24 protein-coding genes are annotated in these 26,291 nt (G+C 60.1%); 13 read left to right on the forward strand and 11 right to left on the reverse strand.

Annotation, left to right across the window (positions count from 1 at the left end):
• The first annotated feature begins 33 nt into the window (after window positions 1-33).
• The gene (locus tag ACA059_RS30640) at window positions 34-2,880 is read left to right on the forward strand and encodes a class I adenylate cyclase (protein ID WP_497632075.1); all 2,847 of its coding nucleotides are present in this window, start codon (window positions 34-36) and stop codon (window positions 2,878-2,880) included.
• A 5-nt stretch (window positions 2,881-2,885) separates the two neighbouring features.
• Here ACA059_RS30640 and rnk read toward each other — a convergent pair whose 3' ends face one another.
• The 3 genes from rnk to cyaY form a co-directional block, all read right to left on the reverse strand.
• The gene (rnk, locus tag ACA059_RS30645; RefSeq protein ID WP_489069404.1) at window positions 2,886-3,296 is read right to left on the reverse strand and encodes a nucleoside diphosphate kinase regulator; all 411 of its coding nucleotides are present in this window, start codon (window positions 3,294-3,296) and stop codon (window positions 2,886-2,888) included.
• A gap of 310 nt (window positions 3,297-3,606) precedes the next feature.
• Window positions 3,607-3,825, reverse strand: coding sequence for a DUF1289 domain-containing protein (locus tag ACA059_RS30650; protein ID WP_497632076.1), 219 nt, complete (start codon window positions 3,823-3,825; stop codon window positions 3,607-3,609).
• Between the two features lie 4 nt (window positions 3,826-3,829).
• Window positions 3,830-4,162, reverse strand: a complete 333-nt coding sequence (cyaY, locus tag ACA059_RS30655; RefSeq protein WP_008150266.1) for an iron donor protein CyaY — start codon at window positions 4,160-4,162, stop codon at window positions 3,830-3,832.
• A gap of 352 nt (window positions 4,163-4,514) precedes the next feature.
• Here cyaY and lptM point away from each other — a divergent pair, with 352 nt between their 5' ends.
• The 6 genes from lptM to ACA059_RS30685 are packed head-to-tail and all read left to right on the forward strand — an operon-like array spanning window position 4,515 to window position 9,125.
• Window positions 4,515-4,688, forward strand: a complete 174-nt coding sequence (gene lptM / locus ACA059_RS30660; protein ID WP_497269277.1) for an LPS translocon maturation chaperone LptM — start codon at window positions 4,515-4,517, stop codon at window positions 4,686-4,688.
• Between the two features lie 9 nt (window positions 4,689-4,697).
• Window positions 4,698-5,945, forward strand: a complete 1,248-nt coding sequence (gene lysA, locus ACA059_RS30665; protein ID WP_046053812.1) for a diaminopimelate decarboxylase — start codon at window positions 4,698-4,700, stop codon at window positions 5,943-5,945.
• Window positions 5,946-5,949: 4 nt separating this feature from the next.
• A complete protein-coding gene (dapF, locus tag ACA059_RS30670; protein ID WP_046045083.1) occupies window positions 5,950-6,780 on the forward strand; it encodes a diaminopimelate epimerase in 831 nt (276 codons plus the stop codon).
• Between the two features lie 13 nt (window positions 6,781-6,793).
• Complete coding sequence (locus ACA059_RS30675; protein WP_046045082.1) at window positions 6,794-7,519, forward strand: DUF484 family protein; 726 nt, start codon at window positions 6,794-6,796, stop codon at window positions 7,517-7,519.
• Window positions 7,520-7,521: 2 nt separating this feature from the next.
• Window positions 7,522-8,421 carry a tyrosine recombinase XerC gene (xerC, locus tag ACA059_RS30680; protein WP_008150257.1) on the forward strand — a complete coding sequence of 300 codons (900 nt, stop codon included), beginning with the start codon at window positions 7,522-7,524 and terminating at the stop codon, window positions 8,419-8,421.
• A complete protein-coding gene (locus ACA059_RS30685; protein WP_497632077.1) occupies window positions 8,418-9,125 on the forward strand; it encodes an HAD family hydrolase in 708 nt (235 codons plus the stop codon). The genes xerC and ACA059_RS30685 overlap by 4 nt, the downstream gene beginning before the upstream one ends.
• Window positions 9,126-9,277: 152 nt before the next feature.
• On the opposite strand, the gene sutA is transcribed toward ACA059_RS30685, so the two are convergent.
• The 4 genes from sutA to glnK form a co-directional block, all read right to left on the reverse strand.
• Window positions 9,278-9,598, reverse strand: a complete 321-nt coding sequence (gene sutA / locus ACA059_RS30690; protein ID WP_223429536.1) for a dormancy-specific transcriptional regulator SutA — start codon at window positions 9,596-9,598, stop codon at window positions 9,278-9,280.
• Between the two features lie 102 nt (window positions 9,599-9,700).
• Complete coding sequence (locus ACA059_RS30695) at window positions 9,701-10,126, reverse strand: secondary thiamine-phosphate synthase enzyme YjbQ (protein ID WP_497632078.1); 426 nt, start codon at window positions 10,124-10,126, stop codon at window positions 9,701-9,703.
• 215 nt (window positions 10,127-10,341) lie between these two features.
• Window positions 10,342-11,679, reverse strand: a complete 1,338-nt coding sequence (locus tag ACA059_RS30700) for an ammonium transporter (protein ID WP_497632079.1) — start codon at window positions 11,677-11,679, stop codon at window positions 10,342-10,344.
• Window positions 11,680-11,714: 35 nt separating this feature from the next.
• Complete coding sequence (gene glnK, locus ACA059_RS30705; RefSeq protein ID WP_002555808.1) at window positions 11,715-12,053, reverse strand: P-II family nitrogen regulator; 339 nt, start codon at window positions 12,051-12,053, stop codon at window positions 11,715-11,717.
• 419 nt (window positions 12,054-12,472) lie between these two features.
• Here glnK and ACA059_RS30710 point away from each other — a divergent pair, with 419 nt between their 5' ends.
• The 3 genes from ACA059_RS30710 (at window position 12,473) to ACA059_RS30720 (ending at window position 15,473) form a co-directional block, all read left to right on the forward strand.
• The gene (locus ACA059_RS30710) at window positions 12,473-12,733 is read left to right on the forward strand and encodes an accessory factor UbiK family protein (protein ID WP_497632081.1); all 261 of its coding nucleotides are present in this window, start codon (window positions 12,473-12,475) and stop codon (window positions 12,731-12,733) included.
• Window positions 12,734-13,171: 438 nt separating this feature from the next.
• Window positions 13,172-13,693, forward strand: coding sequence for a BRO-N domain-containing protein (locus tag ACA059_RS30715; protein WP_497632082.1), 522 nt, complete (start codon window positions 13,172-13,174; stop codon window positions 13,691-13,693).
• A gap of 286 nt (window positions 13,694-13,979) precedes the next feature.
• Window positions 13,980-15,473 (forward strand): YifB family Mg chelatase-like AAA ATPase, encoded by a 1,494-nt coding sequence (locus tag ACA059_RS30720; RefSeq protein ID WP_497632083.1) that lies wholly within the window; start codon window positions 13,980-13,982, stop codon window positions 15,471-15,473.
• A 6-nt stretch (window positions 15,474-15,479) separates the two neighbouring features.
• Here the strand turns inward: ACA059_RS30720 and ACA059_RS30725 are convergent, their stop codons facing one another.
• The 3 genes from ACA059_RS30725 to ACA059_RS30735 form a co-directional block, all read right to left on the reverse strand.
• Window positions 15,480-16,694 carry an aldose 1-epimerase family protein gene (locus tag ACA059_RS30725; RefSeq protein ID WP_497632085.1) on the reverse strand — a complete coding sequence of 405 codons (1,215 nt, stop codon included), beginning with the start codon at window positions 16,692-16,694 and terminating at the stop codon, window positions 15,480-15,482.
• Between the two features lie 248 nt (window positions 16,695-16,942).
• Entirely contained in the window at window positions 16,943-18,919 is a 1,977-nt protein-coding gene (locus ACA059_RS30730; protein ID WP_497632086.1) for a methyl-accepting chemotaxis protein, read from the reverse strand.
• A 183-nt stretch (window positions 18,920-19,102) separates the two neighbouring features.
• On the reverse strand, window positions 19,103-20,023 hold the full coding sequence (locus tag ACA059_RS30735) for a LysR substrate-binding domain-containing protein (RefSeq protein WP_497632087.1): 921 nt from the start codon (window positions 20,021-20,023) through the stop codon (window positions 19,103-19,105).
• 159 nt (window positions 20,024-20,182) lie between these two features.
• On the opposite strand from ACA059_RS30735, the gene ACA059_RS30740 reads away from it, so the two are divergent.
• A complete protein-coding gene (locus ACA059_RS30740; RefSeq protein WP_497632088.1) occupies window positions 20,183-21,580 on the forward strand; it encodes a NorM family multidrug efflux MATE transporter in 1,398 nt (465 codons plus the stop codon).
• A 78-nt stretch (window positions 21,581-21,658) separates the two neighbouring features.
• Here the strand turns inward: ACA059_RS30740 and ACA059_RS30745 are convergent, their stop codons facing one another.
• The gene (locus ACA059_RS30745) at window positions 21,659-23,329 is read right to left on the reverse strand and encodes a putative bifunctional diguanylate cyclase/phosphodiesterase (protein WP_497632089.1); all 1,671 of its coding nucleotides are present in this window, start codon (window positions 23,327-23,329) and stop codon (window positions 21,659-21,661) included.
• 263 nt (window positions 23,330-23,592) lie between these two features.
• Here ACA059_RS30745 and rep point away from each other — a divergent pair, with 263 nt between their 5' ends.
• Complete coding sequence (gene rep, locus ACA059_RS30750; protein ID WP_123367140.1) at window positions 23,593-25,602, forward strand: DNA helicase Rep; 2,010 nt, start codon at window positions 23,593-23,595, stop codon at window positions 25,600-25,602.
• A gap of 56 nt (window positions 25,603-25,658) precedes the next feature.
• The gene (locus ACA059_RS30755; protein ID WP_497632090.1) at window positions 25,659-26,231 is read left to right on the forward strand and encodes a xanthine phosphoribosyltransferase; all 573 of its coding nucleotides are present in this window, start codon (window positions 25,659-25,661) and stop codon (window positions 26,229-26,231) included.
• Window positions 26,232-26,291: the final 60 nt, after the last annotated feature.

The raw sequence follows: 26,291 nt of genomic DNA on the forward strand, positions 1-26,291 counted from the left end.
ACGTCTGAGCCCCGCGAGCCGGTTTGAGCTGACATGACCCGCACCCATGAAATCCGCCCCGATCTGGACGAGGGAATCGACCGCAAAGTTCTCAGCCAACTGCGCGCACGTTTTCTGAAGCTCAATGAAGGCCGTATGGCCCGCGCCATGGAAGGGTTGTCGACCCGCCAGCAAGCGGTGCTGACCCTGTTGCCGCTGTTTTTTCACGTCAATCATCCGCTGTTGCCGGGGTACGTTTCGGGCAGCACGCCGGCCGGGCTGTCGAATTACGAACCCGACGCCAACGCCCTCGCCGAAGCCCAACGCCTGACCCGCTCGTTTTCCTATAAGCCTCGCCATGGCAGCAATCCGCCGCGACCGATTCACGGCCTGTTCCTGATGGGCAGCCTCGGCACCCTCGCCCAGGCCGACCAGAGCGACATGGACGTGTGGGTTTGTCACGGGCCGGACTTGAGCGAAAGCGAGCTCACTGAACTGCGCAAAAAATGCCAACTCCTCGAAATCTGGGCCGCCAGCCAGGGCGCCGAGGCGCATTTCTTCCTGATCGACCCGACCCGTTTCGTACGCGGCGAACGCGATACGCAACTGAGCTCGGAAGATTGCGGCACCACCCAGCACTATCTGCTACTGGACGAGTTTTATCGCACCGCGATCTGGCTGGCCGGACGCACGCCCATCTGGTGGCTGGTGCCGGTCTACGAAGAAGCGAGCTACGACCGTTACACCCACACCCTGATGTCCAAGCGCTTCATCCGTGCCGACGAAACCCTCGACCTGGGGCATCTGGCCTATATCCCGCCGGGGGAATTCATCGGCGCCGGACTCTGGCAGTTGTTCAAGGGCATCGAGTCGCCGTACAAATCGGTCCTCAAACTGCTGCTGACCGAGGTCTATGCCAGCGAACACCCCAAGGTTCATTGCCTGAGCCTGCGCTTCAAGCAAGCGGTGTTTGCCAATCGGCTCGACCTTGATGAGCTGGACCCGTACGTTGTGGTCTACCGGCGCATCGAGGAATACCTCACCGCCCGTGGCGAGCCGGAACGGCTGGAGCTGGTACGCCGGGCGTTGTACCTGAAGGTCAATCGCAAACTCACCGGCAGCAGCAGTCGCACTCAGAGCTGGCAGCGTTCGTTGCTCAAACGCCTGGCCCACGAATGGCAGTGGGATCATCGTCAACTGGCCCTGCTCGATAGCCGCAGTCAGTGGAAAGTCCGCCAGGTCGGCTCTGAACGCAGGGCCTTGGTCAACGAGCTCAATTACAGCTATCGCTTCCTGACCCAGTTCGCCCGCAACGAACAGACCGTCAGCCTGATCAACAAGCGCGACCTCAACGTGCTGGGCCGACGGTTGTACGCGGCCTTCGAGCGCAAGGCCGACAAGGTCGAGTTCATCAACCCTGGCATCGCCACGGATCTGGCCGAAGACACCCTCACGCTGGTGCACGCGCCGAACAAAAAAGAATCGGGGCAAACTCAGTGGGGTTTGTACAACGGTAGTCTGACGGCCCTCGAATGGGAGCATTTCGCACCGATCAAGCGCAGCCGCCAATTGCTGGAACTGCTGACCTGGTGTCACCGCAATGGCGTGATCGACAGCAGCACTCGCCTGGCCTTGCATCCCGGCAGCAGCGACCTGAGCGAGTTCGAACTGTTCAACCTGCTCGGCAGCCTGCAACAGAGCATCGCCCTGCCGCTGACGACCGTCGCCGAAGAACCGTTACTGCGCGCCAGTGTGCCGAGCGAAGTGCTGATTCTGGTGAACGTCGGCGTCGATCCACTCAAGCACCACCGCGACCTGAACATCCTGATGACCACCGAGCGCACCGACTCCCTGAGCTACGCCGGCGTCCGGGAAAACCTGGTGCTGACCCTGGATCAGGTCACGCTCAATAGTTGGAACGAAGTGCTGGTCAACCGCTTCGACGGCCCTCACGCGCTGCTCGACTGCGTGCGCGATTACCTCAACAACCTGCCCGGCGGGCTACAACAACCCACGTTGCGGGTTCGTTGCTTCTGCCACAACCGCGCACAGTTCATCGCCCGGAGGGTCGAAGAGATCCTCGACACCGCGCAGAACCTGCTGTTGAGCAAACTCAATCATCGCTACCTGATTCAGGTCCAGCAGCACTACCACGTGCTGGAATTGGTGCCCGGCCAGGTCAATCATGTCGCCCTCGCCACGCTGCCGGCGCTGGTCGATTACCTGGGCGAAGAGCTGGCAAGCTACAGCCCGCTGCACCTGGACCCGATGGCACTGGAAGACCACGACCTGGCGCTAGTCTTGCCGATGGGCCAACCCGATTGCATTCAGGTGTTCTACCGGATCAACGAGTACCGCGCCGACCTGTACGTGCTGGATGAATTCAATGCCCTGTGGCAGCAGCGCTTGCCCTACCACGACGAGCAAAGCCTGCTGGTGCCGCTGCAACGGTTCCTGCAATCGATCCAGTACCGGCGCGACGCCTTGCTGCCGATGGACGTCGCCCAGCCGCTGAGCCTGGACATCTTGTATTACCAACTGCTGCCCTCCGGCCCCGTACGGGCGCGTCGGGTCGAAGCTCGGCCAGCGCCGCAAACCCCGGTTAACAAACCGTTCTACGACGTGCAGGCGATTGTCGGCAAAGCCGCACCGGGGCAGGTGCAGGTCACGTTGTATTGCAATCAGCGGGAATTTTCAGAGCTGGAACATGGCGACCAACTGTTCAGCGTGGTCGCCCGGGAAATCGTCGAGCAGCGCCGTGAAACCGAACGCTATCGCTGCTACATCACCGACCTGGACCTGTCGGGCCTGCTCGGTGATGGTCAGAGTTCAAGCATTTTGTATTTGCGCTACAAGGCTGACCTGGAGCGCGCATTGAACGAGGCGCTCGAGCAGGTCTGACGGGTTTATTCCGGAAAGTGGCCGCCCTCGGCCGGCTGCGATTCAACTTCCAGCAGGGTCAGTTTCAACGTCTTGCCGCCCGGTGCTGGCCAGTCGATGTGCTGACCAACCTTAAGCCCCAGCAACGCGCTGCCGACCGGCGCCAGAATGGAAATCTTGCCTTCGTCGGCATTGGCATCCTTCGGATAAACCAGCGTCAGGTGATAGTCCTTGCCGCTGCCTTCTTCGCGGCAATGCACACGGGAATTCATGGTCACGACATCGGCGGGTACTTCATCGTGACCGACCAGGGTATCGGCGCGGTCCAGTTCGGTTTGCAGCGCGATAACGCCCGGCAGCGTGTCATCCAGGCTGTCGATCAGGCGCTCCAGACGTTGCACGTCCAGACGGGTAAGGGTGATTGAAGGTACGGTCATGATTTGGGCAGACTCCTTTCTTCTGCACAGAAAAAGCAAAACCCCGCCAGAAAAAGGCGGGGTTTTCACGAGCCTCGATGGGTTGAGGCGTTTCTCGACACTATCACAGCTCAATAAATATACAAGTCAGGGGCGACCGCCACCCTTGAGACTTTTATAGAGAACCTCTGTGGCGAGGGGATTTATCCCCGTTCGGCTGCGAAGCAGTCGCAAAAACAGAGAACGGGGGTGTGTCCGGCACTCCACAGTTGCAGATTTCAGGATCGCTCCGCGACCCAACGGGGATAAATCCCCTCGCCACAATTAGTCGTCACATAGATGACTTGCGTTCGGTGGCCTGCGCGCAGATAACCCGACGCCGATCGTCATCGGCCGAGCGCCATTCTCGGATGTCTTCGACATGGCGAAAACACCCAAGGCAGACCTTCTGCTCATCCAGCCGACACACACCGCTGCACGGCGAAGCCACCGCCGGGCTGACATTGCTGTAGAGCGGTTTGGGCGGACGAACGGGCGCAGGCTGGGTCACGATCTCACAGACCTTCGAAATCGAGCTCGGCGTCAGCTTGCTGCTTGACGATGCGCTCGAGCATCTCGCCGAGTTGTTCGTCGCTCTTGTCACACATCCAGCGCTTGCTCTCTTCGTCGTAATCGAAGTGGAACCCGCCGGACACGGCCGCCAGCCACAGCTGCCGCAACGGTTCCTGACGGCTGAAAATCAACTGGCTGCCGTTTTCGAACTTGACGGTGAGCACACCGGCCGAGCTCTCCAGATCGATATCCAGGTCACACTCGTCAAAAATATCCTCCAGCGTCTGCTGGGTGGCATCGACCAGATCGTGGAAACGGGCTTCAGTCAAACTCATTGCGGGAACCTCAAAAAGTGTCTACTCACGCTCAAGCGCCGCAAGATACGGGCGAGCCCCGGTGATTGCAAAGGATAACGACCAAGCGCCGATTTAGGTACATCAAACGCAGGCCCTGTGGGAGCGGGCCTTTGTGGTGAGGGGATTTATCGAAACGTCGCACCGCCCCGTTGGGTTGCGAAGCAGCCCCAGCAGTTCAAGGTTAAACGGGAGTGCTTGCGACTGCTGCGCAGCCGAACGGGGATAAATCCCCTCACCACAAGGCCCGCCGGACGGGAGCCCCGTCGCATAGGCAAGCTGCCGGGTGGCCGGTATACTCCGGCGCAATTAACGCATTTTCAAGGATTTCGCCATGAAGCGCCTGATCTCTTCCCTTGCTGCGCTCGTCGCGGTTGCCTGCCTTGTGTCGGCCTGTGGTCAAAAAGGCCCGCTGTACCTGCCTGACGATAGCCAGGACCCTGCCGAGCAAGCCAAGTCGTCGCAGAAGTCTCCGTCGAAAGCACACAAGCACGACGTCTACCAATAAGGGAACGCCATGGACGCTTTTAATTACCGTGACGGCGAGCTGTTCGCGGAAGGGGTTGCCCTGTCCGCCATCGCCGAACGCTTTGGCACACCGACCTACGTCTACTCCCGTGCGCACATCGAAGCCCAGTACCTGGCTTATGCCGATGCGCTGGCCGGCATGCCGCACCTGGTCTGCTTTGCGGTCAAGGCCAACTCCAACCTGGGTGTACTGAATGTCCTGGCGCGTCTGGGCGCCGGTTTTGACATCGTCTCCCGTGGCGAGCTGGAACGTGTACTGGCCGCTGGCGGCAGCGCCGACAAGATTGTCTTCTCTGGTGTCGGCAAGACCCGTGACGACATGCGTCGTGCCCTGGAAGTCGGCGTGCACTGCTTCAACGTCGAATCCACCGATGAGCTGGAACGCCTGCAGGTTGTAGCCGCCGAGCTGGGCGTTCGCGCGCCGATCTCGCTGCGAGTGAACCCGGATGTCGACGCCGGCACTCACCCGTACATTTCCACCGGTCTTAAAGAGAACAAGTTCGGCATCGCCATCGCCGACGCCGAAGACGTGTACATCCGTGCCGCGCAGCTGCCGAACCTGGAAGTGGTCGGTGTCGATTGCCACATCGGTTCGCAACTGACCACCCTGCCGCCGTTCATCGATGCCCTCGACCGCCTGCTGGGCCTGGTCGACCGCCTCGGCGACTGCGGCATTTACCTGCGCCACATCGATCTCGGTGGTGGTTTGGGCGTGCGTTATCGCGATGAAGAGCCGCCATTGGCTGCCGACTACATCAAAGCCGTGCGCGAGCGTCTCGACGGTCGTGACCTGGCACTGGTGTTCGAGCCGGGCCGCTTTATCGTCGCCAACGCCGGCGTGCTGCTGACCCAGGTCGAGTACCTCAAGCACACCGAACACAAAGACTTCGCCATCGTCGACGCGGCCATGAACGACCTGATCCGCCCGGCGCTGTACCAGGCCTGGATGGACGTCACCGCCGTGCGCCCGCGCAACTCCGCTGCCCGTGCCTACGACATCGTCGGGCCGATCTGCGAGACCGGCGACTTCCTGGCCAAGGATCGTGAGCTGGCCCTGGAAGAAGGCGACCTGCTGGCCGTACATTCGGCCGGTGCCTATGGGTTTGTCATGAGTTCCAACTACAACACCCGCGGCCGTGCCGCTGAAGTGTTGGTGGACGGTGATCAGGCATTTGAAGTGCGTCGCCGTGAGACGGTAGCCGAGTTGTTTGCTGGCGAAAGCCTGCTGCCGGAGTAAAACCATGCTGCTGCGTTTTACCAAGATGCACGGCCTGGGCAATGACTTCATGGTCCTCGACCTGGTCAGCCAGCATGCGCACATCCTGCCCAAACACGCCAAGCAATGGGGCGATCGGCATACGGGTATCGGTTTCGATCAGTTGCTGATCGTCGAAGCGCCAAGCAACCCGGACGTGGATTTCCGCTACCGGATCTTCAACGCCGACGGCTCCGAAGTGGAACAGTGCGGCAACGGTGCGCGCTGTTTCGCACGCTTCGTGCTCGACAAGCGCCTGACCGCGAAGCGGCAGATCCGCGTCGAGACCAAAAGCGGCATCATCGAACTGGATATCCGCAGCGACGGGCAGATCGGTGTCAACATGGGCGCACCGCGCCTGGTGCCGGCCGAGATTCCATTTGAAGCGCCGGAGCAGGCCACGAGCTATCAGGTTGACGTCGACGGCACTCTGGTCGACCTGGCCGCCGTGTCCATGGGCAACCCCCATGCCGTGCTGCGGGTCAGCGACATCAACAATGCACCGGTGCATGAGCTGGGGCCGAAAATCGAAAACCATCCGCGCTTCCCGGCGCGGGTCAATGTCGGTTTTCTCCAGGTCATCGACCGGAGCCGCGCGCAGCTGCGCGTCTGGGAACGCGGGACCGGGGAAACCCAGGCTTGCGGAACCGGCGCTTGCGCTGCCGCAGTGGCCGCGATCAGCCAGGGGTGGATGGATTCGCCGCTATTGATCGACCTGCCCGGCGGGCGTTTGTCCATTGAATGGGCAGGCCCTGGTCAACCGGTCATGATGACCGGCCCGGCAGTGCGCGTTTATGAAGGACAAGTGCGTCTTTGAGAGAGTCGAATCCATGAAAGATAAGCCCCAGGTTCCCGCCCTACAGCCCGACGAATCCCCTTCCGAAAGCCTTGAGGCGGCGGCGATTGCCGCGTACCTGGAGGCTCATCCGGATTTCTTCGTCGAGCATGAAGAACTGCTCGCAACCTTGCGCATTCCGCACCAGCGCGGCGACACCATTTCGCTGGTCGAACGCCAGATGAGCATCCTGCGCGACCGCAATATCGAGTTGCGTCATCGCCTCTCGCACTTGATGGACGTGGCCCGCGACAACGACCGCCTTTTCGACAAGACCCGCCGCCTGATTCTCGCGCTGATGGACGCCACCAGCCTGGAAGACGTGGTGATCAGTGTCGAAGACAGTCTGCGCCAGGACTTCCAGGTGCCCTTCGTCAGCCTGATTCTGCTGGGTGACAACCCGATGCCGGTCGGCCGCTGGGTCACTCATGCCGACGCGCAAACGGCCATCGGCGGCTTGCTCTCGGAAGACAAAAGCGTCAGTGGCAGCTTGCGTGAGCATGAACTGGACTTCCTGTTTGGCGAAGAACAGCGCAAACAGATCGGCTCCACCGCCGTTGTCGCTATCAGCTACCAGGGCATCCACGGCGTCCTGGCCATCGCCAGCCGCGACCCGCAGCATTACAAGAGTTCGGTGGGTACGCTGTTCCTCAGCTACATCGCCGAAGTCATGGGCCGCGTGCTGCCACGGGTCAACACCTCCCTGCGCTCGGTACGCTGATCGTGGAACGGCAACTGGACGCTTACTGCGAACACCTGCGCAGTGAGCGGCAGGTGTCGCCTCACACGCTGTACGCCTACCGCCGCGATCTCGACAAAGTGCTGGGCTGGTGCGTCAAACAGAACATCAGCAGTTGGGCGGCCCTGGACATCCAGCGCCTGCGCAGCCTGATCGCTCGCCTGCATTCACAGGGCCAATCGTCCCGCAGCCTGGCCCGGCTGCTGTCGGCGGTGCGCGGGCTCTATCATTATCTGAACCGCGAAGGCCTCTGCGACCACGACCCGGCCAACGGCCTGGCGCCGCCGAAGGGCGAACGTCGGCTACCAAAAACCCTCGACACCGACCGCGCGCTGCAACTGCTTGAGGGCGCGGTGGAGGATGATTTTCTGGCACGTCGGGATCAAGCGATCCTGGAGCTGTTCTATTCCTCAGGTTTACGGCTGTCGGAGCTGACCGGGCTCAATCTGGATCAGCTGGACCTGGCCGACGGCATGGTTCAAGTGCTCGGCAAGGGCAGCAAGACCCGACTGCTGCCGGTCGGCAAAAAAGCTCGCGAAGCGCTGGAGCTGTGGCTGCCGCTGCGGGCCATGACCAACCCTGCGGACGACGCGGTGTTTGTCAGCCAGCAAGGCCGGCGCCTCGGCCCACGGGCGATTCAAGTGCGGGTTAAAGCCGCTGGCGAGCGCGAACTGGGACAGAACCTGCATCCGCACATGCTGCGACACTCCTTCGCCAGCCATTTGCTGGAGTCGTCCCAGGACCTGCGGGCGGTGCAAGAGCTGCTCGGCCACTCGGACATCAAGACCACCCAGATCTACACCCACCTGGACTTCCAGCACCTGGCCACGGTTTACGACAGCGCCCATCCACGGGCCAAACGCATCAAAGGCGATGAGTCATGAGAATCCAATTGATCACCTTCGACCTCGACGACACCCTGTGGGATACCGCCCCGGTGATCGTCAGCGCCGAAGCCGTATTGCGTGAATGGCTGACCGAACATGCACCAAATCTGGGCGCCGTGCCGGTGGAGCATTTGTGGGCGATTCGCGAACGGATCCTCAGCAGCGAACCAAGCCTCAAGCACCGCATCAGCGCCCTGCGCCGCCGAGTCTTGTTCCACGCGCTGGAAGAGGCCGGTTACGACCATGGCCAAGCTTCGGATCTGGCCGACAAGAGTTTTGAAGTGTTTCTGCATGCGCGGCATCAGCTGGAAATCTTCCCGGAAGTGCAACCGACCCTGGAGACGCTGGCCAATCACTACGCCCTCGGCGTGGTCACCAATGGCAACGCCGATGTGCGTCGGTTAGGGCTGGCGGATTACTTCAAGTTTGCGTTGTGCGCCGAAGACATCGGCATCGGCAAACCGGATGCGCGACTGTTTCACGAGGCGTTGCAACGGGGTGGTGCGACGGCTGAAACGGCCGTGCATATCGGCGATCATCCGGGTGACGACATTGCCGGCGCCCAGCAGGCGGGATTGAGGGCGATCTGGTTTAACCCGGCGGGCAAGGTTTGGGAAGCCGAGAAGGCACCGGATGCCGAGATTCGCAGCCTGAGCGAGTTGCCGGCGTTGTTGGCCCTCTGGAACTTGGAAAAGATTTGAGGTTTTTCTGAAAAGATCGCAGCCTTCGGCAGCTCCTACAGGTGTACACCCAATAGTGTAGGAGCTGCCGAAGGCTGCGATCTTTTGATTTTGTTTCACCCATGAAAAAGCCCGCAGCGACGGCGGGCTTTTTCAGCAAGCAAGTAGCAGGCTCAGATAGGCCGGCTGCCGTACTTGTTGTCAGGCTTCTTGGGCGGATCGGCGACCACATTGGCCTCCACTTCCTGCACCTTGCCGCCCTTGGCCAGGAACTCTTCCATGGCCCGCGCCAGAGCATCACGCTCCTTGTTTTTCGCTTCGACGCTCGGCAGCTCATCGACCGATACCGCTGCCTTGGCTTTGCCTTTGGCGGTCGGAACGGGCGCTTCACCGCCATCGTCGTCAGCAACGTCTTCCGCTGCTGTTTCCAGACCTTCTTCGGTTTCGTCGTCGCCTACTTCGAGGTCGTCGTTTTCCAGATCATCGTCGCTCATGTTCTACCTCATGACTTGCGAAAAGCAGATTAGTTATAGCCCAGCTTCGCCGTCTGTCGAAGGCCGCTGGAAAAAATTCTACAACCGCTGACAACCAGCGGTTTATGCCTCTTCACCGTGCACGGTGGCGAGGACTTTACGGGCACCGCCAAAATCACGGTGCTCGCCCAGATAAACGCCTTGCCAGGTTCCCAGCGCCAGTCGGCCTGCCGAAATCGGCAAACAGAGCTGACAGCCAAGCACACTGGCCTTGAAGTGCGCCGGGAGGTCGTCCAGGCCTTCGTCGTTATGCTCATAGCCGTCTGTACCTTGTGGGATCAGACGATTGAAAAATCGTTCGAAGTCGCGACGTACCGCCGGATCGGCGTTCTCGTTGATGGTCAACGACGCCGAGGTATGCTGCAGCCACAAATGCAACAGACCGACCCGACATGCCTTGAGTTCAGGCAGGCCGGCGAGTAACTCGTCCGTTACCAGATGAAAGCCCCGGGGCCTCGCCCGCAGGGTAATCAGAGTCTGTTGCCACATACAGTTCTCCGCACGTTCGGGGCGCATTCTAGCGCGCTCTGGGAAAAAACAAAGGCCCTAATATTCCTTCAATCATGTAAGCCATTGGCCGCAGAAAAACGCCCGTCGTAAACGCCACTAAACGTGTACGAAAAAACCTTTCAGCAGTTCCTTCACTGACAAACTCCAGACAAAAAAATGCCCGGCAAGCCGGGCAAGTTTTTTTGTGCGCGTACTTACAAGTTGTAGCCGCGTTCGTTGTGGAGTGCCAGATCGATGCCGACAGCCTCTTCTTCCTCAGTGATACGCAGACCCATGACGGCGTCCAGGACCTTGAGGATGATGAAAGTGACGATCGCGGTGTAGATCACCGTGAAACCCACGCCTTTGCACTGAATCCAGACTTGTGCGGCGATGTCGGTGACGGTGCCGAAGCCACCCAGCGACGGTGCAGCGAAGACACCGGTCAGGATCGCGCCGAGGATACCGCCGATACCGTGCACACCGAAGGCGTCCAGGGAGTCGTCATAGCCGAGTTTGCGTTTCAGGGTGGTGGCGCAGAAGAAGCACACCACGCCGGCTGCCAGACCGATGACCAGAGCGCCCATCGGGCCCACGGTGCCAGCGGCTGGCGTAATTGCAACCAGACCGGCCACAACACCCGAAGCGATACCCAGAGCACTTGGTTTGCCGTGAGTGATCCACTCGGCGAACATCCAGCCCAGTGCAGCGGCGGCAGTTGCGATCTGGGTCACCAGCATCGCCATACCGGCCGTGCCGTTGGCCGCAGCGGCGGAACCGGCGTTGAAGCCGAACCAGCCGACCCACAGCATGGCGGCGCCCATCAGGGTGTAACCGAGGTTATGCGGCGCCATCGGGGTGGTCGGGAAACCTTTGCGCTTGCCCAGTACCAGGCAGGCAATCAGACCGGCCACACCGGCGTTGATGTGCACCACGGTGCCGCCGGCGAAGTCCAGCACGCCCCAGTCCCACAACAGGCCGCCGTTACCGGACCAGACCATGTGCGCGATTGGTGCGTAAACCAGGGTGAACCAGACGCCCATGAAGATCAGCATGGCGGAGAACTTCATCCGCTCGGCGAAGGCACCGACGATCAGCGCGGGGGTAATGATGGCGAACGTCATCTGGAAGGTGATGAACACCGCTTCAGGGAACAGCGCCGCAGGGCCGGTCAGGCTCGCTGGCGTGACACCGGCGAGGAAAGCCTTGCCCATGCCACCGAAGAACGAGTTGAAGTTGATGACGCCCTGTTCCATGCCGGTAGTGTCGAACGCGATGCTGTAGCCATAAATGACCCACAGGATGCTGATCAAACCGGTAATGGCAAAGCACTGCATCATCACGGAAAGAATGTTTTTGGAGCGAACCATGCCACCGTAGAACAGCGCGAGGCCGGGAATGGTCATGAACAGCACGAGGGCTGTCGAGGTCATCATCCAGGCGGTGTCGCCGGAGTTGAGGACTGGGGCCGCCACTTCGTCTGCCGCCATAGCCAGGCCGGGCATTACGAGGGACAACAGGGCTCCTAGCCCTGCGAATTTACGCAGAGTCATATTGTTTTCTCCTGGGGCGTTGGGTTTGTGGCGGCTTAGATTGCGTCGGTATCGGTTTCGCCGGTACGGATGCGAATCGCCTGTTCCAGATTGACCACGAAGATCTTGCCGTCACCGATCTTGCCGGTGTTGGCAGCCTTGGTTATCGCCTCGATAACCCGGTCAAGATCCTTGTCGTCAATGGCGACATCGATCTTCACCTTTGGCAGGAAATCGACCACGTATTCCGCGCCGCGATACAGCTCGGTGTGACCCTTCTGCCGACCGAAGCCTTTGACTTCAGTAACGGTAATGCCCTGCACGCCGATCTCGGACAGCGACTCGCGTACGTCGTCCAGTTTGAACGGCTTGATGATGGCAGTGACTAGCTTCATGAAAACTCTCTCCCGAATTGGTGGACTTGCCCCAGGAAAACAAACCCGACTCAAGTCTAAGCGCAGTGCCTGGCTTTGTAACGCATCGTCGGCCTTACCTGCCCGTCCGACGCCTGCTAACCACTCCGCGCGAAACTCTTCCCCCGTTCCGCTTGGCGCACTGCATTCGTCACAGCGACTGCATCAGTGCATGGGTCACTAGGCACTAAGCAGAAAGCTTGCCATCTCCACAAAACTCTCTGTTTTCAAGCCCTTGACCGCAGATGCCAACCACTTCGCCGCAACTCTTGCCGCGTTACGCACAACAACAGTGCGATGCCGTCCGTCCGCATGCGCGAAAAGCGTGCACGGCCAGCGGTCGGGATTGACTATAGACACTGCGTGATACACTGCCCGCCATTGTTGACAGGACATTTCCCATGCTCGCGCCCAAAGACTTCCTCGACGCCCTGACCGGCACCGCCTCCCGCCTCTTCAGCGGCGACACCCCACTGCCGAAAAGCGAAATCGAAAGCCAGTTCAAGGCTCTGTTGCAGAGCGGCTTCAGCAAGCTGGATCTGGTGAGCCGGGAAGAGTTTGATAGCCAGATGGTTGTGCTGGCACGCACACGGGCACGCTTGGAGAGTCTTGAAGCGAAAGTGGCGGAGCTTGAAGCGAAGCTCAATCCACCTTCCGAATAACACCACAATCCCTGTGGGAGCGGGCTTGCCCGCGAATGGGGTCGCCTCGGTCACCAGCCCTCCCACGCTGGACAGACCAACCCTGTAGGAGCTGCCGAAGGCTGCGATCTTTTGATCTTTAAGCCCTCAAAAACCCCGGCAACGTCCTACAAGAAAACCACCGCCGTCCGATTGCGCCGCAAAGCCCCGGTTCCTAAGCTCACCCAATGCTGAATGTTCAGCACTGGGTTTGGCGACCCGGATAGCATCTAAACGCATCGCGACCACGTTCGAACCAGGGAATTATCCCCATCTCGAATTATGGCGGCTATGCGTGGGAGACCTTCGGGTCTGCCGGTTTCCGGATGCACCGGTTCGCCAACCCGCGCATGGCTGCCACCCTTTTCGTTTGGCGACGATCAGAGGCAGTTTCCTTCATTCGCATCCGGGAGCTGCACCATGGAAGAAAACTATCTAATCCCTCACGTCTTCATCCGCCACAAACTCCACCTTCACGCGCTTTTGATCGAAAACCAGCCTTGGTTCAGCGCCCGAGACTTAGGCCGTCTGCTTCGTCTTTTCCTCGACGAACGCGCCGTCCGAAAACTCGATCCCGATCAACATCAATCCGCGCGAGTCGTCATCCACGGCACCATCGAAAACACCCTGCTAATCAGCGAATCCGGGGTCTACGCCTTGCTGGTCTACCACTACTGCCCCGAATACCGGGCCCTGCGCGAATGGCTAACCCACGACGTCGTCCCAGCCCTCAGAGACGCCCAGCAACCCACCTCAACCGAACGCCCGATTCTGAGCCTGCTGAACTGGCCGGATATGTCACTGAGCTTGCTGCATTGGAATAATCAGCCGTGGATTCGGTTGCAAGACGTTCCGCAGATGTTGCCGGACCGCGATCGACCACGAAGCGCCGTCAACAAACCTTGGTGGAAGCGAGCTTCACGAGCTCTGCAATCGCTTTAACAGAGACGGATGCAACCTTTGTAGCAGCTGGCGGAGCCTGCGTTCGGCTGCGCAGCAGTCGTGAAGCCGATGTGCTCGGTTTACCTGACGTACCGCATGCTTTGATTTTGCGACTGCTGCGCAGCCGAACGCAGGCTTCGCCAGCTGCTACAGATCGCGTTACGGCGTAACTGGCTAGCAACATTCTGCGAAAGTTTTGTGCCTCAATCACCAAGCTCAAGCACCAACCCGCGACTACCCTTAAAAAAGCCGCAGGAAGCGGCTCCCGTCAGCTCAAGGAACGACCATGTCCCTCTCCATCGTCCACAGCCGCGCCCAAATAGGCGTGGAGGCGCCCGCCGTCACCGTAGAAGTTCATCTGGCCAACGGCTTGCCATCACTGACGATGGTCGGTTTGCCGGAGGCGGCAGTGAAGGAAAGCAAGGATCGCGTACGCAGTGCGATCATCAACTCGGGCCTGCAGTTTCCGGCACGGCGCATCACGCTGAATCTCGCGCCAGCCGACTTACCAAAGGATGGTGGACGGTTCGATCTGGCGATTGCCCTTGGGATTCTGGCGGCCAGTGTTCAAGTGCCTACGTTGACGCTGGATGATGTGGAGTGCCTGGGGGAGTTGGCGCTCTCAGGCGCCGTGCGGGCAGTTCGGGGGGTATTGCCGGCAGCACTGGCCGCGCGCAAGGCCGGGCGTTCTTTGATGGTGCCACGGGCGAATGCCGAGGAGGCGTGCCTGGCTTCGGGGTTGAAGGTGATCGCGGTGGATCATTTGCTCGAAGCGGTCGCGCATTTCAATGGCCACACGCCGGTTGATCCTTATGTTTCCAATGGATTGCTCTACGCCAGCAAACCCTATCCCGACTTGAATGAAGTGCAGGGCCAACTCTCGGCCAAGCGTGCGTTGCTGATTGCCGCGGCGGGCGCTCATAACCTGCTATTCAGCGGACCTCCAGGCACCGGAAAAACCCTGTTGGCGAGCCGTTTACCGGGGCTTTTGCCACCCCTGGCCGAGAGCGAAGCGCTGGAAGTTGCGGCGATTCAATCGGTCACCAGTTGTGTCCCGTTAAGCCATTGGCCGCAGCGACCGTTTCGCCAACCCCACCACTCCGCCTCAGGTCCCGCGCTGGTAGGCGGCGGTTCCAAACCGCAACCTGGAGAAATCACCCTCGCCCACCATGGCGTGCTGTTTCTCGATGAACTCCCGGAATTTGATCGCAAGGTATTGGAGGTTCTGAGAGAGCCATTGGAGTCGGGCTGCATCGTGATTTCCCGCGCCAAGGACCGCGTGCGCTTCCCGGCGCGCTTTCAATTGGTGGCGGCGATGAATCCGTGTCCCTGTGGATATCTTGGCGAACCGAGTGGCCGTTGCTCCTGTACGCCGGACATGGTCCAGCGCTACCGCAACAAACTGTCGGGTCCATTGTTGGATCGCATCGACCTGCACTTGACCGTCGCCCGTGAAGCGACGGCGTTGAACCCCGCGTTGAAGGCTGGAGACGATACGGCCACTGCCGCTGTTCTGGTCGCCGATGCACGAGAACGGCAACACAAACGCCAGGGCTGCGCCAACGCCTTTCTCGATCTGCCAGGCTTGCGTCGCCACTGCAACTTATCCACAGTCGACGAAACCTGGCTGGAAACTGCATGTGAACGACTGACCTTGTCGCTAAGGTCAGCCCATCGACTGCTCAAAGTGGCGCGCACCCTGGCGGACCTTGAGCAAGTCGATGGCATCACCCGCGAGCACTTGGCCGAGGCACTGCAATACCGGCCGAGCACAAATTAGCAGTGATTATTCCTTGGTGAGATCCACCAACGGCGTTTGCCGCACCTCAGTCTGCCGCCCGCCCTGAATCTCATTCACTCGCTTCAACGCGTTATCCACAGCCCCCTTGTCCGCCAGCAAGCTGTAGCTGATTTGAAACTGCTTCTGCTCCTTGGCCGCAATCGTTGGCACCAGATTCAGTGGCCGCTGATACCGACGGTTGTAGGAAAAGCTCGTTCCCGGTTCAAGACCCGTGACATAGCCCTGCCCTTGGGTATCGGTGTTTTTCCACAGAGAGAACACTGGCAGCTGCTGAGTATTAAAACCAACCGAAACCCCAAGGCTGCCAGCCTTGTTATGCAGCACGGTCAGCGTGTCACCCTTGGCATCGGCATAAGGCACGACGTTGTAAACCGTCTCGTCGTAATCCTTGGTCGGTGCGCGATAGGTCTGCCAGTCCGGCAGATCCCCCTTGGCCTTGTCATTGAACGGCGACACCTGTTTAACCGGCGCAACAAAACGCGCGCCCTGCTCCAGGAACGGCGTGCTGAAGTTGCTGTGATACAGCGCCTGATATTCCTTCGGATAGTCGCCGTTGTTGGTCAACGTGTCGTTGAGGGCAAACGCTACGCTGCCGGGCTCGGTGACCAGTTCGGTCATCACCGAGAAGTCGACTTTCTTGAACGCCTGCTCTTTCAGCTCGCCGCGCAGGCTGATGGCGTAGGGCGCTTTTTCGTCGATGTGCAACGTGACTTTGCTGGCCGGGATGTTGGCGGCACGACCGTGGAGCGTCAGCAGTTCACCGTTATCCATGCCTGGGTGACCGACCCACTCGTAGCCGCAGCGGGCGACCAGTTCGTTAAAGCCCTCAAGCCAGCCCAACCCTCCACGGCCGTTGAGTTCGATGAAGGACGGATTGACCACGTCCTTGACCGGCGAATCCCAACCCATGCGCACATTTCCCACCGACGCCTGTAGGACGTTCATCCCGCGGGTCGGCACCACCGAGAGCTTGAGGGTGCCGTTATCGATGTCGACGATACTGACGCCCTCCTGCCGACCGCCGTGCAAGGTGCGCAGGGTGACCGAGAAGGGTTTGTCGGTTTTGATGCCGAGCTGCTGACTGGTGATCTGCCAGTTCTGGGCTGCTTTGTCGGTGTCGAGCAGCACGTAGTCCCAAGCCATGGCGTGGGAGGTAGCCGACAACGCGCCGAGAGCGATGATGAGTTTGAGCGGAGTCATGACAGGAGCCTTTCTTGGAGTTGTGCAGTTTTTATAGTCTTGCTGAAACGCTTCATCAAGCTTAAAAAGCACTACATCGAAGGCAAAATTATAGTGATGCGGGTATTGGGGTTGAAAATGGGGAATTGAGTCGATCCCATCGCGAGCAAGCTCGCTCCCACAATTGATCTCGGGTGTTCACAAATTCTGTGTTTCCACCGATCCAATGTGGGAGCGAGCTTGCTCGCGATAGCTATTCCAAAGGCGCCTCAGCGGAACCGGTCAACCTCATGTCGCAAATCTGCCGCCAGCTTCTCCAGCTCTTTGGCGGTGATCGCCAGATTGGACACCACTTCGCGCTGCTCACTGTTCGCCAGGGCAATGCTTTGCAGGTTGCTGCTGAGCAAGGTGGCGGTACTGCTCTGTTCCTGGGTCGCGGTGGTGATCGCCGCGAATTGCTGACCGGCCGAGCGGCTTTGCTCATCGATCCGCGCCAGGGCACTGGCGACGTTGGCGTTGCGCGACAGGCCCTCCTGCATCAACAGGTTGCCCTGCTCCATGGTGCTGATGGCGTTACCGGTTTCCTGCTGAATGCTTTGGATCATGCCGGAAATTTCGTCGGTCGCTTCGCGAGTACGTGAGGCCAGGTTACGAACTTCATCGGCCACGACCGCAAATCCACGCCCCTGCTCACCGGCACGAGCGGCTTCGATGGCGGCGTTGAGGGCCAGCAGGTTGGTTTGATCGGCGATCGAGGTAATCACACCGACAATGCCACCGATTTCCTGGGAGCGCTGACCCAAGGTATTGATCACCGTCGCCGTGCTGTTCAGCGCGCCGGCGATTTGTTCCAGGGACGAGGACGCTTCGTCCATCGACGTACGACCGATCTGGGTTTGCTGTGCGTTTTCCTGGGCCAGACGCTGGGTGTTACCCATGTTGTCGGCAATGTTCAGGGAGGTGGCGCTGAACTCTTCCACGGCGCCGGCCATGCTGGTGATTTCGCCCGACTGCTGCTCCATCCCTTCATAGGCGCCACCGGACAGACCGGACAAGGCCTGGGCACGGCTGTTGACCTCTTGCGAGGCCTTGCGGATGTGCTCGACCATGGTCGACAGCGCCTGGCTCATCTGGTTGAACGCGCGGGCCAGCTGACCGATTTCGTCATTGCTCGATACGTTCAGACGCACGCTCAAATCACCGGCGCCCAAGGCTTCCGCCTGACGCACCAGATCACCCAAAGGTGCGAGTTTGCTGCGCAGCAACCAGACCGCCGCCCCCACAGCGATCAACATCGACAGCAGACTGCCAATCGCCAACTGAATCCCGACACTCCAGGTCACGGCACGGATTTCGGTTTTCGGCATGCTCGCCACGACCGACCATGGGCCGCCTTCAAACGGTACGGCAATGCTGTAGAAATCTTCGGATTTGTCGCTCCAGAACTCGCCCTTGCCCGGCGTTTTCGCCAAACCAACGATGGTCGGCGTCGCCTGATCCAGCGCTTGCACACCCGCGATCGGCACCAGCCATTTGCCTTGGTCGTCGAGCAATGCCAGGGAACCGGTCTGGCCGATACGGAAGCGCTTGAGGTTGGCAAACTGCGCGTTCTGCGCGTCGGTGTAGTCGAATCCTACGAACAGAACAGCAATCACCTTACCGCCGCTGTCACGTACGGGGGTGTACTGAGTCATGTAGGAGCGTTCGAACAGCAAGGCGCGACCGACGTAGGCCTGCCCCGCCATCAAGCGCGCATAGGCCGGGTTCGCGTGATCGAGCAGCGTGCCGATGGCTCGGGTGCCGTCCTGTTTGCTCAGGGACGTGCTGACCCGAATGAAGTCTTCGCCGCTGCGTACAAACACCGTCGCAACGCCCGCCGTCATTTGCTTGAACTCGTCCACTTCCTTGAAATTGTTGTTCAACACTTCGCTGCCCAGGTGCAAGCCCGGGGTCTGAGTGCCCGCCACGGCCACCGGCTCGTCCGGATGCACGCTCAACCCGGCGCTGAAGCGCTTCTCGAACAGACCGGCCAAGCGCTGGGTGCTTTCACGCAACGTGCCGTGAAAGGTACTCAACTGATCGGCCAGCAACCGGGCTTCACTGGCCAGGTGTTCTTCGCGGGTGGCGAGGTTGGCGGTGTCCAGCGAGCGCAGGGCGAACACGGTACTGCCACTGATGACAATCGCCAGTATCACGGCAAGCGCAAGACCAAGCTGTGAGGCGATCCGGGCACGAGGTTGAGACATGACAGCTCCTGGCCGAGCGACCGGATCCTCCTTGATCTGGCTGCACACTCAGCAAAATTCTAATAATGGGAATTACGTCGAACCTGCACGAAGGTTCCACCTGCATTTTCGGCGGAAAATCGGAATACTTGAGTAATTAGCCGGGAAATGGCGAAAGGCCGCCATTGCGGCGGCTCTATCGATTCAGCCCAAGTGTTGAACGTCGGGCAATTCCATTGCTCGGGCTTCGCCTTGCAGGAAGTCGCTGAGCCTGCGCAAACGTTCACCTCCGGGGCGGGTTTTTGGCCAGACCAGGTAATATTTCTCACCGCTGGCGACGGCCGTCGGCCACGGCAGACTCAGACGTCCCTGAGCCACATCTTCCGCCACCATCAGCAGATCGCCCATGGACACGCCATAACCTCGGGCGGCGGCGATCATGCCCAGTTCCAGCGTGTCGAACACCTGCCCGCCCTTGAGCGACACCTGATCCGCCAGCCCCATGCGTTCCAGCCAACTGCGCCAGTCGCGACGATCCGGCGTCGGGTGCAGCAGTTCGGTATTGGCCAGCCGTGCGACATTCCATGGTTGATCCTGCAGAAGATTCGGCGCGCCGACTGGAATCAGCTCTTCCGGGAACAGGAAACTCGCCTCCCAGTCCGGCGGAAAATGCCCGTTGCTGAGGATGACGGCGCAGTCGAACGGTTCATGGTTGAAGTCCACCGAGTCGACGTCCATCCAGGCGCTGGTCAATTGCACCTCGTTGCCCGGTTGCAGGTGCCGAAAGCGGCTGAGCCGTGCCAGCAGCCAGCGCATGGTCAGGGTCGACGGCGCTTTCATGCGCAGGATGTCATCTTCGGCGCGCAAGGTATTGCAGGCCCGCTCCAGGGCGGTGAAGCCTTCGCGAATGCCGGGCAGGATCAGCCGCGCCGACTCGGTCAGTTGCAGATTGCGCCCACTGCGGTGAAACAGCCGACAGGCAAAATGCTCTTCGAGCGTACGAATATGCCGACTGACCGCACTTTGAGTAATCGATAACTCTTCGGCCGCACGGGTAAACGAGCTGTGCCGCGCCGCCGCTTCGAATGCGCGCAGGGCATACAAGGGAGGAAGACGACGGGACATTCGGAAAGTTCCTATAGCGGGATTCGGTCACCCTAGCAGAAACTCTCCAGCATGAGTTTGAATCATGCCACCCATCCTTTTTATCCCTTTGTGCAAACCCCGTAGAGCGCCGAGAATCGACGCTTTCCTGTCCCTCTTTAATTATCGAGCGTGATGACCATGCAGCATCCAGCACGTACCGAACTCTGGGCCATCCTGCGGCTGGCGGGGCCGTTGATTGCCTCGCAGTTGGCGCACATGCTGATGGTCCTCACCGACACCTTGATGATGGCGCGCCTGAGTCCAGAAGCGCTGGCCGGAGGTGGCCTGGGCGCAGCAACTTACTCGTTCGTATCGATCTTCTGCATTGGCGTGATCGCCGCGGTCGGCACCCTCGTGGCAATCCGCCAGGGTGCCGGCGACATCGTCGGCGCCGCCAGGTTGACCCAGGCCGGGTTATGGCTGGCGTGGTTGATGGCGTTGGTGGCCGGGCTGCTGCTGTGGAACCTCAAACCGGTGTTGCTGCTGTTCGGCCAGACCGAAACCAACGTCCACGCCGCCGGGCAGTTCCTGCTGATCCTGCCGTTCGCCCTGCCCGGCTACCTGAGCTTCATGGCCCTGCGCGGTTTCACCAGCGCCATCGGCCGGGCAACACCGGTGATGGTCATCAGCCTCGGCGGCACCGTGGCTAACTTCCTGCTCAATTACGCATTGATTACCGGCATGTTCGGTCTGCCGAAACTGGGGTTGATGGGCATCGGGCTGGTTACCGCTGTTGTCGCCAACTGCATGGCGCTAGCGCTGGCCTGGCACATCCGTCGGCATCCGGCCTACGACGCTTATCCCTTGCGTCAGGGCCTGTCGCGGCCTAACCGTCAGTATCTGAAGGAACTGTGGCGCCTGGGCTTGCCGATTGGCGGCACCTACGCGGTGGAAGTCGGGTTGTTTGCTTTCGCCGCGCTGTGCATGGGCACCATGGGCAGTACGCAAATGGGCGCACACCAGATTGCCCTGCAAATCGTCTCGGTGGCATTCATGATTCCGGCGGGGATTTCCTATGCGATCACCATGCGCATCGGGCAGCACTACGGCGCCGGGCAGCTGCTGGATGCACGTCTAGCCGGACGGGTCGGGATCGCCTTTGGCGCGGCGTCAATGCTGGGCTTTGCCATGGTTTTCTGGTTCCTGCCAAATCAATTGATCGGCTTGTTCCTGGACCATAACGACCCTGCGTTTCGCGACGTCATCAATCTGGCTGTGAGCCTGCTGGCAGTAGCCGCGTGGTTCGAGCTGTTCGACGGCACGCAAACCATCGCCATGGGCTGCATTCGCGGGCTCAAGGATGCCAAGACCACGTTCCTGGTCGGGCTGGGCTGCTATTGGCTGATCGGTGCGCCGGCCGCCTGGTGGATGGCGTTCAACTTGAACTGGGGGCCGACGGGTGTCTGGTGGGGATTGGCGCTGGGGCTGGCGTGTGCGGCGGTGAGCCTGACGTGGGCGTTTGAGTGGAAGATGAAGCGAATGATTCGGCAGGAGCCTTCGTCAGGGGCAAGTTTTCAGGTAGCTCAGGCCGATTAAGATCAAAAGATCGCAGCCTTCGGCAGCTCCTACATGGGAATGTGTACACCCGTAGGAGCTGCCGAAGGCTGCGATCTTTTAAATGGCCTCCACAACTGCCTGCTGGCTGGAATCAAAGGTCAAATACTCAACCAGCTCCGCCAACGGCAATGGCTTGCTGATCAAATATCCCTGCACCTGATCGCAGCCAAACCCGCGCAACAGATCCAGTTGCTCCGGCGTTTCTACGCCCTCGGCGACCACTTCAAGGTTGAGGTTGTGCGCCAGATTGATCATCGCGTGGACCAGTTTGCGATTCTCTTCGCGCTGCTCCATGCCGCCGACAAAGCTCTTGTCGATTTTCAATAAGGCAATCGGCAGGCTGTTGAGGTGCACGAACGAAGAGAAACCGGTGCCGAAGTCGTCGAGGGAGAAGCGCACACCCAGACGCCCCAGGGCATCCATGGTCTGTTTGACCAGATCGCTGCGGCGCATCACCGCGGTTTCAGTCAGTTCGAATTCCAGCCATTGCGCCTCGACACCACGCTCGGCAATCAACCGGCTCAGCGTCGACAGTAACTGGCTGTCCTGAAACTGCCGGAACGACAGGTTGATCGCCATGTGCAACGCCGGCAACCCCCGTTCGCGCAACGCCTGCATATCGCGCAAGGCGCGGGAAATCACCCAATAACCGAGCGGCACGATCAAACCACTTTGCTCGGCCAGCGGCACGAACTCACTCGGCGGCAGCAAGCCGCGCTCGCCATGACGCCAGCGCACCAAGGCTTCGAGGCCGACGATCTGCCCGTCCTCAAGGTTCAGGCGTGGCTGGTAATGCAGTTCCAGTTCATCCCGGCGCAACGCCCGGCGCAGCTCGCTTTCGAGGTCGGCCATGCTGCGGGCATTGCGATTGATGCGTTCATTGAAGATGTGGAAGGTACAGCCTTGAGTACTTTTGGCTTGTTGCATGGCGATGTGTGCGTGCCACATCAGCGGGTCGGCGCCGGCCTGGGCCCGGGCGTGGGCAATACCGAGGCTGGAACCGATCAACAGGCTTTCGCCGTCGACCCAGTAAGGCTCGGCCAGCGCTTCGGTAATGCGCTCGGCCATCCATTCGGCGCGCTGAGGCGCGCGGCGGGTGTCGATCAGCAAGGCGAACTCATCACTGCCCAGTCGCGCCAGTTGATCGCCGGCCTCAAGCTGGCTTTTCAGCCGCGCGACCACTTGCAGGATCAACCGGTCACCGGCCTGGTGGCCGAGGGCGTCGTTAGCGTGACGGAAGTTATCGAGGTCGAGGTGACCGAGGGCCAGGCCGCGGCCGTCGTTTTCCGCCAGGCGTGCCGCCAGCAAGGTCTGGAAACCCTGGCGATTGGCGATGCCGGTCAGCGGGTCTTGCTCGGCCAGGCGCTGCAGGGTGTTTTCCAGCACGCCACGCTCGCGCACATGCCGCAGGCACCGGCGCAACATGCCGGGATCAAGGTGATCGCGTACCAGCCAGTCGCTCACCCCATCGGGCGGCGCCAGTGGTTCGTGCTCGAGCAGCAATACCGTCGGCAGGCTGCAACGGCCAGGTAAAGGTTGAAGCGCTGGAATCGTCAACAACACCGCGCTGCGGTTGTCATCGAACAGACTGCTGACCGACTCCCAACTCGGCGCGCTGATCAGCACGGTCGAGCTCCCCATCGGAGCCAGACACTCGCGCAACAACGCTGCCCACGCTGGCTCTTCGGCCAGTAGCAGCAAACGCAAGGGTTCGACAGGCGTAGACAAGCTAGCTCCCTAGACTCTGCAAAGATGTAGGCGGCGGGCATTATGCAGCGCCGGTAACCAATGACCAAATGACCTCGGTTATCAAACGCGGCTTTGTATCTTGAATAACGAACAATAGACGCACATTTATCGCGCATCCTGCGTGAAAGTATCAAAACCGGCAAATATAGATAGCGTGCTGCGTCACAAGTCGGAGAGAGCAGCACAAATCGCTGAGCCTGTTAAAATGCCGGCCCATTTCGCAAACGACTCCCTGATTTCGTATGTCCCGACTCAATCCCCGGCAGCAAGAAGCCGTGAGCTACGTCGGCGGCCCTCTTTTGGTGCTCGCCGGCGCAGGCTCCGGCAAGACCAGCGTGATCACGCGCAAGATCGCCCACTTGATCCAGAATTGTGGCATTCGCGCCCAGTACATCGTCGCCATGACCTTTACCAACAAGGCCGCGCGCGAGATGAAGGAGCGGGTCGGCACCTTGCTCAAGGGCGGCGAAGGTCGCGGCCTGACCGTCTGCACCTTCCACAATCTGGGCCTGAACATCATCCGCAAGGAACACGTGCGGCTGGGCTACAAGCCAGGTTTCTCGATCTTCGACGAGACCGATGTCAAAGCCTTGATGACCGACATCATGCAGAAGGAATACTCGGGCGACGACGGCGTCGACGAGATCAAGAACATGATCGGCTCGTGGAAAAACGACCTGATCCTGCCGCCCGAAGCCCTGGAAAACGCGCGCAATCCCAAGGAACAGACCGCCGCCATCGTCTACACCCACTATCAGCGCACGCTCAAGGCGTTCAACGCGGTGGACTTCGACGACCTGATCCTGTTGCCGGTGAAGCTGTTCCAGGAACACGCCGACATCCTCGAAAAATGGCAGAACAAAGTCCGCTACCTGCTGGTGGACGAATACCAGGACACCAACGCCAGCCAGTATTTGCTGGTGAAGCTGCTGATCGGCACGCGCAACCAGTTCACAGTGGTCGGTGACGATGACCAGTCGATCTACGCCTGGCGCGGCGCCCGCCCGGAAAACCTGATGCTGCTCAAGGACGATTACCCGTCCCTGAAAGTGGTGATGCTGGAGCAAAACTACCGCTCCACCAGCCGCATCCTGCGCTGCGCCAACGTGCTGATCTCGAACAACCCGCACGAATTCGAAAAGCAGCTGTGGAGTGAGATGGGCCACGGCGACGAGATCCGCGTGATCCGTTGCCGCAACGAAGACGCCGAAGCCGAGCGCGTGGCCGTGGAACTGCTGACCCTGCACTTGCGCACGGATCGGCCCTACAGCGATTTTGCGATTCTGTACCGCGGTAACTACCAGGCCAAGCTGATCGAGCTGAAGCTGCAACACCACCAGATTCCGTATCGCCTGTCCGGCGGCAACAGCTTTTTCGGACGTCAGGAAGTAAAAGACCTGATGGCCTACTTCCGCCTGATCGTGAACCCGGACGACGACAACGCCTTCCTGCGGGTGATCAACGTCCCACGCCGGGAGATCGGTTCGACGACGCTGGAAAAGCTTGGCAACTACGCCACTGAACGCAAAATCTCGATGTACGCCGCCACCGACGAAATCGGTCTGGGCGAGCATCTGGACACGCGCTTCACCGATCGACTGTCGCGCTTCAAGCGCTTCATGGACAAGGTCCGCGAACAGTGCGCCGGCGAAGACCCGATCTCGGCGCTGCGCAGCATGGTCATGGATATCGACTACGAGAACTGGCTGCGCACCAACAGCTCCAGCGACAAGGCCGCCGATTACCGCATGGGTAACGTCTGGTTCCTGATCGAGGCGTTGAAGAACACCCTCGAAAAAGACGAAGAAGGCGAGATGACCGTCGAAGACGCCATTGGCAAACTCGTCCTGCGCGACATGCTGGAGCGTCAGCAGGAAGAGGAAGACGGTGCCGAAGGTGTGCAGATGATGACCTTGCACGCCTCCAAGGGCCTGGAATTCCCTTACGTGTTCATCATGGGCATGGAAGAGGAAATCCTCCCACACCGTTCCAGCATCGAAGCCGACACCATCGAAGAAGAACGTCGCTTGGCCTACGTGGGAATTACCCGCGCGCGTCAGACCCTGGCCTTCACCTTCGCCGCCAAGCGCAAGCAATACGGCGAGATCATCGATTGCGCGCCGAGCCGCTTCCTCGATGAACTGCCGCCGGACGACCTGGCCTGGGAAGGCAACGACGACACGCCCGTTGAAGTCAAAGCTGTTCGCGGTAATACGGCATTGGCGGATATACGCGCGATGTTAAAGCGCTAGAATCGACTACTTTTTAACCAGCCTTAGACGCATAGCCGTCCTTAGAGGAAAGCTTCATGGAAGCACTGCACAAGAAAATTCGCGAAGAAGGCATCGTGCTTTCCGAGCAGGTCCTGAAAGTCGACGCCTTTCTGAACCACCAGATCGACCCGGCCTTGATGAAGCTGATCGGCGACGAATTCGCCACGCTGTTCAAGGATTCGGGCATCACCAAGATCGTCACCATCGAAGCCTCGGGCATTGCCCCGGCGATCATGACCGGTCTGAACCTCGGCGTGCCGGTGATTTTTGCGCGCAAGCATCAGTCCCTGACCCTGACCGAAAACCTGCTGTCGGCGACCGTTTACTCGTTCACCAAGCAGACCGAAAGCACCGTGGCGATTTCCCCGCGCCACCTGACCAGCAGCGACCGCGTGCTGATCATCGATGACTTTTTGGCCAACGGTAAGGCGTCGCAAGCACTGATCTCGATCATCAAACAGGCCGGCGCTACCGTCGCGGGTTTGGGTATCGTGATCGAGAAATCGTTCCAGGGCGGCCGTGCGGAACTGGATGCGCAGGGTTATCGCGTTGAATCGCTGGCGCGGGTGCAGTCGCTGGCTGGCGGCGTCGTAACCTTCATCGAGTAAAGCCACACCGCACATCCCCTGTGGGAGCGAGCCTGCTCGCGAATGCTGAGTGTCAGTCGA

This window comes from Pseudomonas sp. LBUM1647, from assembly GCF_059716175.1.

Excerpts from the sequence above, each read along its gene's own strand:
- ACA059_RS30640 (WP_497632075.1), top strand. The coding sequence starts at position 34 with ATGACCCGCACCCATGAAATCCGCCCCGATCTGGACGAGGGAATCGAC.
- ACA059_RS30725 (WP_497632085.1), bottom strand. The coding sequence starts at position 16,694 with ATGACTCCGCTCAAACTCATCATCGCTCTCGGCGCGTTGTCGGCTACC.
- ACA059_RS30720 (WP_497632083.1), top strand. The coding sequence starts at position 13,980 with ATGTCCCTCTCCATCGTCCACAGCCGCGCCCAAATAGGCGTGGAGGCG.
- glnK (WP_002555808.1), bottom strand. The coding sequence starts at position 12,053 with ATGAAGCTAGTCACTGCCATCATCAAGCCGTTCAAACTGGACGACGTA.
- ACA059_RS30675 (WP_046045082.1), top strand. The coding sequence starts at position 6,794 with ATGAAAGATAAGCCCCAGGTTCCCGCCCTACAGCCCGACGAATCCCCT.
- ACA059_RS30740 (WP_497632088.1), top strand. The coding sequence starts at position 20,183 with ATGCAGCATCCAGCACGTACCGAACTCTGGGCCATCCTGCGGCTGGCG.
- rep (WP_123367140.1), top strand. The coding sequence starts at position 23,593 with ATGTCCCGACTCAATCCCCGGCAGCAAGAAGCCGTGAGCTACGTCGGC.
- rnk (WP_489069404.1), bottom strand. The coding sequence starts at position 3,296 with ATGACCGTACCTTCAATCACCCTTACCCGTCTGGACGTGCAACGTCTG.
- ACA059_RS30695 (WP_497632078.1), bottom strand. The coding sequence starts at position 10,126 with ATGTGGCAACAGACTCTGATTACCCTGCGGGCGAGGCCCCGGGGCTTT.
- ACA059_RS30735 (WP_497632087.1), bottom strand. The coding sequence starts at position 20,023 with ATGTCCCGTCGTCTTCCTCCCTTGTATGCCCTGCGCGCATTCGAAGCG.
- lptM (WP_497269277.1), top strand. The coding sequence starts at position 4,515 with ATGAAGCGCCTGATCTCTTCCCTTGCTGCGCTCGTCGCGGTTGCCTGC.
- ACA059_RS30710 (WP_497632081.1), top strand. The coding sequence starts at position 12,473 with ATGCTCGCGCCCAAAGACTTCCTCGACGCCCTGACCGGCACCGCCTCC.
- ACA059_RS30715 (WP_497632082.1), top strand. The coding sequence starts at position 13,172 with ATGGAAGAAAACTATCTAATCCCTCACGTCTTCATCCGCCACAAACTC.
- ACA059_RS30685 (WP_497632077.1), top strand. The coding sequence starts at position 8,418 with ATGAGAATCCAATTGATCACCTTCGACCTCGACGACACCCTGTGGGAT.
- ACA059_RS30755 (WP_497632090.1), top strand. The coding sequence starts at position 25,659 with ATGGAAGCACTGCACAAGAAAATTCGCGAAGAAGGCATCGTGCTTTCC.
- lysA (WP_046053812.1), top strand. The coding sequence starts at position 4,698 with ATGGACGCTTTTAATTACCGTGACGGCGAGCTGTTCGCGGAAGGGGTT.
- dapF (WP_046045083.1), top strand. The coding sequence starts at position 5,950 with ATGCTGCTGCGTTTTACCAAGATGCACGGCCTGGGCAATGACTTCATG.
- cyaY (WP_008150266.1), bottom strand. The coding sequence starts at position 4,162 with ATGAGTTTGACTGAAGCCCGTTTCCACGATCTGGTCGATGCCACCCAG.
- ACA059_RS30700 (WP_497632079.1), bottom strand. The coding sequence starts at position 11,679 with ATGACTCTGCGTAAATTCGCAGGGCTAGGAGCCCTGTTGTCCCTCGTA.
- sutA (WP_223429536.1), bottom strand. The coding sequence starts at position 9,598 with ATGAGCGACGATGATCTGGAAAACGACGACCTCGAAGTAGGCGACGAC.
- ACA059_RS30730 (WP_497632086.1), bottom strand. The coding sequence starts at position 18,919 with ATGTCTCAACCTCGTGCCCGGATCGCCTCACAGCTTGGTCTTGCGCTT.